The sequence below is a fragment of the Dactylosporangium sp. NPDC048998 genome (genome assembly GCF_043197855.1).
Taxonomy (GTDB): Bacteria; Actinomycetota; Actinomycetes; order Mycobacteriales; family Micromonosporaceae; genus Dactylosporangium.
On the sequence record NZ_JBICTV010000023.1, the window covers coordinates 133,153 to 140,939 of the forward strand.

Here is a 7,787-nt window from a genome sequence, read left to right on the forward strand (position 1 = left end):
GGGGGAGATCGGTGACGACGCCGACGCTGCGCACGCAGGTACTCGTGGTCGGGGCCGGCCCGACCGGCGCCGTCCTCGCGCTGGAGCTCGCCTACCACAACGTGCCGTGCCTGGTCGTCGAGCGCGCCGCCGCGCCGCCGCGCCACCCCGGCCGCCAACACAGCACGGACCTGCTGACCGGTCCCGCGATGGACCTGCTGCGCCGGCTCGGCCTCGCCGACCTCGTGCGCAAGTACGGCTCCGGCCCCGAGGAGCCGGCCGGGGTCGAGTGGCGCACCGGCCTGGACGACCCGCCCGTGCTGGTGTCCCCACGCCCGGCGGCCGAGCCCGACCACCGCATCGCCGCCGCCGAGCTGGCCCGGCGGCTGCGCGACGAGCTGCGCGAACACCCGCTCGTCGAGCTGCGCGAGGGCTGGACGTTCACCGGGCTGCGCATCGAGCCCGACGGCGCCGTGGCCAACCTGCTGGACGTGCGCAACGGGGTGCGGCACACGGTCGCGGCGCGGCACCTGGCCGGCTGCGACGGGGGGCAGAGCACGGTGCGGCGCTGCATCGAGGTACCGATGGACAGCCTCGGCCACCCGGCGCCGCACTGCTCGGTGTTCTTCCGCAGCGCCGACCCGCGGCTGCCGGCCCGCGACCAGACCCCGGCCACGGTCGTCGTCGGCGGCATGACCAGCGTGAGCCGGGGCGACGGCGACAGCTGGGTCGCCCACCTGCCGGTCGGCGCGGACGAGCCGGTGAGCACCGACCCGGTCGCACTGTTACGCGCCCGGCTCGGCAGCGACCTGGACGTGCCCGAGATCCTCGGCGTCGCACAGTGGGACGACGCCCTCGCGGTCGCCGCGGCGTACCGGCGCGGGCCCGTGTTCCTGGCCGGCGAGGCCGCGCACCGCTTCCACCCGGTCGGCGAGCTCGCCGACACCAGCCTGGCCGACGCCGTCGACCTGGGCTGGAAGCTCGCCGCCGAGATCAACGGCTGGGGCGGCCCGGCGCTGCTGGCCAGCTACGAGTCGGAGCGGCGCCCGCGCGCCCTGCTCGACCGGGAGCTGCTGGCCCGGGCCCTGGAGACCCGGCGCCGCTTCGGCCGGCTCAGCGCCGCCGGCGCCGCGCCCGAGCTGCTCGCCGGCCTGCTGCGGCAAGAGGCGCACCGGCCGGACGCGGGCGGGCTGCCGGCCCGGCACGCCACCTCGGCGGTCGTGTGGCACGACGGGGTACGGCCAGCAGCGGTGGACGCGGCGGTACGGCCGGGCGGGCGCGCCCCGGACGTGCGGCTGGACGGCGGCGGCTCGCTCGCCGACCGGTTCGGGCCCGAGCTGACCCTCGTCGACCTCACCGGCGACGCCGCCGGCGCCCCGCTGGCCGCCGCGGCCGACAGGCGCGGCATCCCGGTGCGGCACCTGCCGGTCGCCGACACCGCGGTGCGCGCCGGCTGGGACCGGCCACTGGCCCTGGTGCGCCCCGACCGGCACGTCGCGTGGTGCGCCGACGCCGCCCCGGGCGACTGGGACGCCGTGCTCGACCTGATCAGCGGCAAGACCACGTGAATACGTGATGGTCCGCGCCCCAGGGTGCGGCGACGCTCGATGGACGCTTGAACCTCCGACAGGCAGGACAGGACCGAATGAGCATGACGACCCTGGCGCCCCTGACGGCCACCCCGGACCTGAGCAACACCGTCGTGAGCCGGTGGCACCGCCGGCTGTCGGCCAACCCGACGGCCAAGCGCAGCCACTGGCGGACCAAGACGGTCTACTTCCGCGCGGTCGCGACCCTCGTGGCCGGCGCGCCCGCCGCGCAGCTGACGTGGAAGAGCATCGTCGAGGCCGCCGCGCCCAACGGCAGCCGCAGCACGTTCTACGAGGTCGCCGGCGCGCACGCCCGGCACGCGCTGATCGAGGCGTTCATCAACGACGGCCGTATGGACTCCATCCAGCTGGCGCTGTACTACCGCCGCCCCGACGCCGTCGCGCAGCTGCTCGACGAGGCGAAGGTCTGGTCGTACTGGCCGTACCGGGAGCGGATGGTCGACGCCGTGACGAACACCGCCCCGGCGTCGACGGAGGCGCTGGAGACCGAGGTGACCTCGGCGCTGCAGAAATGGGGCCGGGCCAACCCGCAGCTGGCCGCGGCGCTCAACCACGCTCCGCCGGCGTGCGCGGTCGAGGACCTCATGCTGATCCGCAGCGGGAACCTGGCCGCCGTCCGGGCCGCGAACCACCTCACCGAGCGGCTGCGCCGCACCGCCTGACGTCGATGGGCCGCCCGCCGCGGCCCGGCCTCCGTCATGAGGCATCCGCACCCACAGCCCGCACCGGCCGCGCGCCGTGCGGGCTGTGGCCGTCCACGTCTGCTCCGCTCCGGTCTGGCGTTGACACGGGCGTCAAGGTTTAGCGTCGACGTCATGCGGATCGGCGAGTTGGCGGAATTGGCCGGGACGAGCACCCGGGCGCTGCGCTACTACGAACAGCACGGGCTCCTCGCGGCCCGGCGCACCTCCAACGGCTACCGCGAGTACGACGAGTCCGACCTGCGGCTGGTCCGCGAGATCCGCTCGCTGCTGGAGATCGGCTTCAACCTCGAGGACACCCGCCCGTTCGTGGAGTGCCTGCGCTCCGGCCGGGCCACCGGCGCGGAGTGCCCGGGCTCGATCGAGGTGCTCGGCCGCAAGCTCGCCGACCTGGACGGGTGCATCGCGCGCCTGCAGGCGGTGCGCAGCGTCGTGGAGCGCGAACTGGCCCAGGCCACCGAGGATGCCACCGAATTGGAATCGAGGGGTTTGTCATGACGACCGAGGTGACCGACGACACGTTCGCGGCTGAGGTACTCAAGAGCGACGTGCCTGTGCTCGTCGACTTCTGGGCCGAGTGGTGCCCGCCGTGCCACCGCATCGCGCCGATGCTCGAGGAGCTGTCCGCCGAGTACGCCGGCCGCGCCCGGATCGTGAAGCTCAACGCCGACGACAACCCGCGGACCGCCCGCGCGTACGGCGTGCTGGCCATGCCCACGCTGGCCGTCTTCCGCGGCGGCGAGGTCGTCTCGCAGCACGTGGGCGCCCGCCCGAAGGCGAAACTGCGCGAGCAGCTGGAGGCCGCGATATCGGCCTAGGTCGCGGCGCGCAGGGTCTTCCAGGTTCACGGCGAACCGCGCACGCGGCGGCGCGATTCCGAGCGCCCGGCGGCGGACTAGGCTGATCGGGTGTCCGTTCCGCCGGGGCCGCAGCGGCCCGCACCGCAGACCCACGTCGGCCGGGTGGTGCGCGCCGAGCGCCTGACCCCCAACATGCACCGTGTCGTGCTCGGCGGCGACGGGCTGTCCCGGTTCTCCGCCGGCGAGCACACCGACCACTACGTCAAGCTCATGTTCCCGCGGCCCGGGGCAGAGTATCCGCCGCCCTTCGACGGGGCGTTCGACCCGGCCGGGATCCGCGCCGCCCTGCCGCGTGAGCTGTGGCCGGTCACCCGGACGTACACGGTGCGGTTCTGGGACCCGGACGCGCGCGAGCTCACCCTCGACTTCGTCCTGCACGGCGACACCGGGCTGGCCGCGCAGTGGGCCGTCCGCGCCCGCCCCGGCGACGCGCTGCACTTCGGCGGCCCGGGCGGGGCGTACTCGCCCGACCCGGCCGCCGGCTGGCACCTGCTGGCCGGCGACGAGAGCGCGCTGCCGGCCATCGCCGCCGCCCTGCCGCGGGTGCCGGCCGGCGCGACGTGCGCCGCGTTCGTCGAGGTCGGCGACCCCGCCGACGCGCAGGACATCCCGGGCGTCACCTGGCTGCACCGGGGCGCCGGGCCGATCGGCTCGGCGCTGGTGCCGGCGGTGCTCGCCCACCCGTTCCCGGCCGGTGCCGGACCGGCCGCCGTGCACGCGTTCGTCCACGGCGAGGCGTCGTTCGTCAAGGAGCTGCGCCGCTACCTGCGGGTCGAGCGCGGCATGCCCCGCGAGCGGCTGTCCGTTTCCGGATACTGGCGGCTGGGCCACGACGAGGACGGCTGGCAGGCCTCCAAGCGCGCCTGGAACGCGCAGATCGAGGCCGAGCAGGAGCCTGCGTTTTCCTGAGCGGGCTACAGCCGGGTGGGGCTGGTGATGGTGAACCGCGCCTCGACGGCGGCGTACACCCGCTGGCGCTGCGGATCGAGCTCGAGCTCCGGCGCGCCGGCGGACTTGCCCCGCATCGCGCCGTACGCCGCCTGGTAGGTCACGACCCCCTCCACGCCGCGGCTCAGGCCCGGGTCGGACAGCTCGACGAGATCCACGACCTCGGCGCCGAGCGCCTCCGCGTACTCACGCGCCCGGACGATCGCGTCGGCGACCGCCGCGTGCCGCGCCTCCCGGTGCACCGGGCTGTCGGGGCGCAGCGACCAGGTGGGGCCGTGCACGTGGGTCTGGTCCTGCCCGGCCACGGCGAGCATCATCTCGCCCAGCGCCGGGAAGTCCGTCACGGTCACCGTCGTCGAAACGCTGCCGTTGTAGGCCGTGACGCGCTCCCCCCGCCGCCCGCCCTCCGGATAGACGTGCACGCCGCCCGTCTCCCGCCGCTCGATCGCCTCGTCGTAGCGGTCCAGGAACTGCCGTAGCGCGTCGGCGCGCTCCCGCAGCCGTCCGAGCGTCGCCGCCCGGTCCTTGTCCCGGGCGGCGATGACCACCGTGAACTCGGCGAGCTCGGGCTCGACCTCCCGTGTCGACTCTCCACGCACCGCGACCGTCGTCATGGGGTAAAGCCTATTGGTCGGCCGAAGGCCCCTCGACGGCGCGGCGCTTGCGGCGGCGGCGCTCGACGCCGACGCCGCCCCAGAGGGCGAAGCCGGTGATGACGATCCGCGGCGCGCCGTGCCGGCCCGGGCCCGACGCCTGCTGGCCGAAGCCGCCCATCACCCCGATGCCGGTCACGTGCACCTCGGCGTCCTCGGGCACGATGACCGACACCCCGCCCATGACGGCGAACGCCCGGATCTTGATCTCGCCGTGCAGCATCCGCGCCTCGCGCAGGTCGACGGTGCCGCCGCCCCAGAACGCGAAGCAGGTGAACCGGCGCGGCGGGATCCACTGGCCGCGGCGGGTGAAGCCGCTCATCACGGCGACCGCGGAGCCGCGGGCCGGCACCTCGCCGGGCCGGGGCGGCACGCCCTCCATCGGCATCGGAGCGGCCTGCGCGCTGGGCAGGTCGCGGACGATGGGCTCGAGCTCGGCATACGTGCGGGCGGCGTAGACGGCGTGCAGGCGCTCGTCGACCTCGTCGAGGTCGAGCCGGCCCTCGGCGGCGGCGGTGCGCAGCACGTCGGCGACGCGTTCCCGGTCGGCGTCTGAGGCGCGCAGCTGCCGTGGGTCCAATCGCTCCGGGAGGTCGGCCATGGCGAACAGCCTAGGACTCCGGCGAAACCCTTGGCGCCCCGGTCCGCGCCGGGCGGGCGACATCGGGCGAACTCGGTTGACACCGGTTGACACATTGCCCTAACTCGCCGCGACACGTCACGAAAAATCCGGATAAAGCGGGCCCAACGCGTATCCTGCCCGAAACAGCCTTCTCGCAAAGCGAAGACTTGCGCAAGAGGCTCGGTAGCGTTTTGGATGTGCTGGCGGACCCGTATGCCACCGTCCGTGAGCACCGGTGTCACCAGCTTCCCGATCGTATGGAGGATCGACCATGACCCACGGCGGGGACCTGTTGACGCAGCGCGACGACTCCGGCACGCGCCCCAACTTCACCCAGCAGGTCCGCGGCTACGACAAGCGTCAGGTCGACCAGTACCTCAACCAGCTGGACCGCCAGATCAACAACCTCACCGCGGAGCGCAAGCGCGCCGCCGGCCAGGCCCAGGACCTCACCAACCAGGTCCAGGACCTCACCTCGCAGCTCAAGCAGCTGCAGGCCGAGGTCGCCGAGGCGCGCCAGCGCCCCGCCCGCGTCGACCGCGCCTCCTTCCGCCACCTCGGCCCGATGGTCGACCAGATCCTGGCCCTGGCCGAGAAGCAGGCCGGCGTCATCATCGACAACACCGAGCAGAAGGCGGCCGAGCACCAGGCCAACGCCGAGAAGCTGCTGGCCGAGGCCAAGGAGCGGGCCGAGAAGCTCATCGCCGACGGCGAGGCCGCGCACGAGCGCGCCGAGGCCGAGGCCAAGCGGATCAACGAGCAGAGCATCGAGCACCTCGAGAAGACCCGCGCCGAGGCCGACGCGCTCGCCGAGGCGGCCCGCCAGCAGGTGCTGCAGGAGGTCAAGACCGGCCGCGCCCAGGCGCAGCAGGAGCTCAACCAGTGGAAGGCCGCCGCGCAGCGCGAGATCGAGGAGCTCAAGGCCGCCTGCGACCGGGAGCTGGCCGAGCTGCGCGCGTCCGCCGACCGCGAAATGACCCAGCAGCGTCAGGCGGCCGACCAGAAGAACGCGGCGCTGCACGCCGACGCCCAGAAGTACGCCTCGGACCTGCGCAAGCGTGCCGACGAGGAGAACACGCGGCACCAGCAGCAGCTTTCCGTGGTACAGCAGGACATCCAGGCTCGGCAGAAGGCCCTGACCCAGCTGCAGACCGAGCTCGAGGCGACCCAGACGCAGCTCGGCGAGGCTCGCCGCGAGTCCACGACGCTGGGCCGCGAGGTCAACCAGCTGCAGCAGCGCCTGGCCGACAGCAAGCAGAGCCTGACCAGCGAGCTGACCCGGCTGGAGCACGCCCGCCAGGCCGCCGACTCGGCCGAGCGGCACGCCAAGGAGGTCCGCGCCCGCGTCCAGCGCGAGGCGAAGCGCGTCGCCGACCTGGCCGCCGCCGCCGTCATGGCCGCGGCCGCGGGCGGCGCCGACACGGGCGAATACCCGAAGGTCCCGGTCCGCCAGATCCCCGAGTCCCTGCCGACGCAGCCGGACAGCGCCACCGCCGCCGACGCGGACGCCCGCCAGGTGCGCCGCGAGGAGCCCGAGCAGGCCTGACCGGGAACGGTCCGTTGCATCGACACGGCAGGATGGCGGCATGCTCAGCGCCGTCATCCTGCCCCTCGTCGGGGTCGTGCTCGGCACGGCCGGCACGCTGACCGGTCAATACCTGGCCACCCGCAACGAGCGCCGCCGCCACGACGCCCAGCTGGCCGCAGCCGCGCGCGCCGAGCGCAAGCAGGCGATCACCGAGTTCCTGTCCGCGGCCCAGCGCGTCGAGCTGCAGATCGACAACGCCCACCACCGCGGCATCGCCGCCGACCCGCACGCCCTGGACCAGCTCCTGCACGAGCTGTGGCTGTCGAAGAAGCTGCTGGAGCTCGTGTGCGGCCGCCCGACGGCGTCCGCCGCCCACGCCTTCACCACCACGCTGGAGAACATGTCCCGCGGCGGCCGCACCGACCTGGGCCCGCGCCAGCGCTCGACGCGCGCCGTCTTCATGGAGTCGGCCCGTGCCGAGCTCGGCGCCGCCGGCCCGCCGCTGTATCCGATCCCGGCCCTGCCCGACAAACTGGCCGACGAACCGACCGACGCACTGCCCGACGAACCCGGAACGCATCCGCTTGACGGCCCGCCGAGCGCCGTCGATCGGTCGGCATGAAGGCGTCGGCGGGCGGTGCCGGCGGCGCGGGGATTCCTCTACCGTCCAGCGTGGTGTGAGAGCGCGGAGGCGGAGGTGGGCGCGTGAGCATCGTGGCGGTCGTCAACAACAAGGGCGGCGTCGGCAAGACGACCATCACCGCCCATCCTGGCCGGGGCGGGGGGGGGGGGGGGGGGGGGGGGGGGGGCGGGGGCGCGCGCGGGGGGGGGGGGGGGGGGGGGGGGGGGGGGGGGGGCGACGACGCCGAAGACCCGGACCGCCCCC

At 74.5% G+C, this 7,787-nt stretch carries 9 protein-coding genes; 7 read left to right on the top strand and 2 right to left on the bottom strand.

Going from position 1 to position 7,787, the window contains the following annotated elements:
* The first annotated feature begins 11 nt into the window (after window positions 1-11).
* The 5 genes from ACGFI8_RS35265 (at window position 12) to ACGFI8_RS35285 (ending at window position 4,059) form a co-directional block, all read left to right on the top strand.
* Window positions 12-1,547, top strand: a complete 1,536-nt coding sequence (locus ACGFI8_RS35265) for an FAD-dependent monooxygenase (protein ID WP_392811258.1) — start codon at window positions 12-14, stop codon at window positions 1,545-1,547.
* Window positions 1,548-1,624: 77 nt separating this feature from the next.
* Window positions 1,625-2,251, top strand: coding sequence for a hypothetical protein (locus ACGFI8_RS35270; protein WP_392811260.1), 627 nt, complete (start codon window positions 1,625-1,627; stop codon window positions 2,249-2,251).
* 153 nt (window positions 2,252-2,404) lie between these two features.
* Entirely contained in the window at window positions 2,405-2,788 is a 384-nt protein-coding gene (locus ACGFI8_RS35275; RefSeq protein ID WP_392811262.1) for a MerR family transcriptional regulator, read from the top strand.
* The gene (gene trxA, locus ACGFI8_RS35280; protein WP_392811263.1) at window positions 2,785-3,108 is read left to right on the top strand and encodes a thioredoxin; all 324 of its coding nucleotides are present in this window, start codon (window positions 2,785-2,787) and stop codon (window positions 3,106-3,108) included. Before ACGFI8_RS35275 ends, trxA begins: the two co-directional genes overlap by 4 nt.
* A 90-nt stretch (window positions 3,109-3,198) precedes the next feature.
* Entirely contained in the window at window positions 3,199-4,059 is an 861-nt protein-coding gene (locus tag ACGFI8_RS35285; RefSeq protein WP_392811265.1) for a siderophore-interacting protein, read from the top strand.
* 5 nt (window positions 4,060-4,064) lie between these two features.
* On the opposite strand, the gene ACGFI8_RS35290 is transcribed toward ACGFI8_RS35285, so the two are convergent.
* Both ACGFI8_RS35290 and ACGFI8_RS35295 read right to left on the bottom strand, forming a co-directional pair.
* On the bottom strand, window positions 4,065-4,712 hold the full coding sequence (locus tag ACGFI8_RS35290; RefSeq protein ID WP_392811267.1) for an SIMPL domain-containing protein: 648 nt from the start codon (window positions 4,710-4,712) through the stop codon (window positions 4,065-4,067).
* Between the two features lie 10 nt (window positions 4,713-4,722).
* On the bottom strand, window positions 4,723-5,352 hold the full coding sequence (locus tag ACGFI8_RS35295; protein WP_392811268.1) for a DUF1707 domain-containing protein: 630 nt from the start codon (window positions 5,350-5,352) through the stop codon (window positions 4,723-4,725).
* Between the two features lie 292 nt (window positions 5,353-5,644).
* Between ACGFI8_RS35295 and ACGFI8_RS35300 the strand changes: the two genes are divergently transcribed.
* Complete coding sequence (locus tag ACGFI8_RS35300) at window positions 5,645-6,919, top strand: hypothetical protein (RefSeq protein WP_392811270.1); 1,275 nt, start codon at window positions 5,645-5,647, stop codon at window positions 6,917-6,919.
* A gap of 40 nt (window positions 6,920-6,959) precedes the next feature.
* Window positions 6,960-7,523 (top strand): hypothetical protein, encoded by a 564-nt coding sequence (locus ACGFI8_RS35305; protein ID WP_392811271.1) that lies wholly within the window; start codon window positions 6,960-6,962, stop codon window positions 7,521-7,523.
* The last annotated feature ends 264 nt before the right edge of the window (window positions 7,524-7,787 follow it).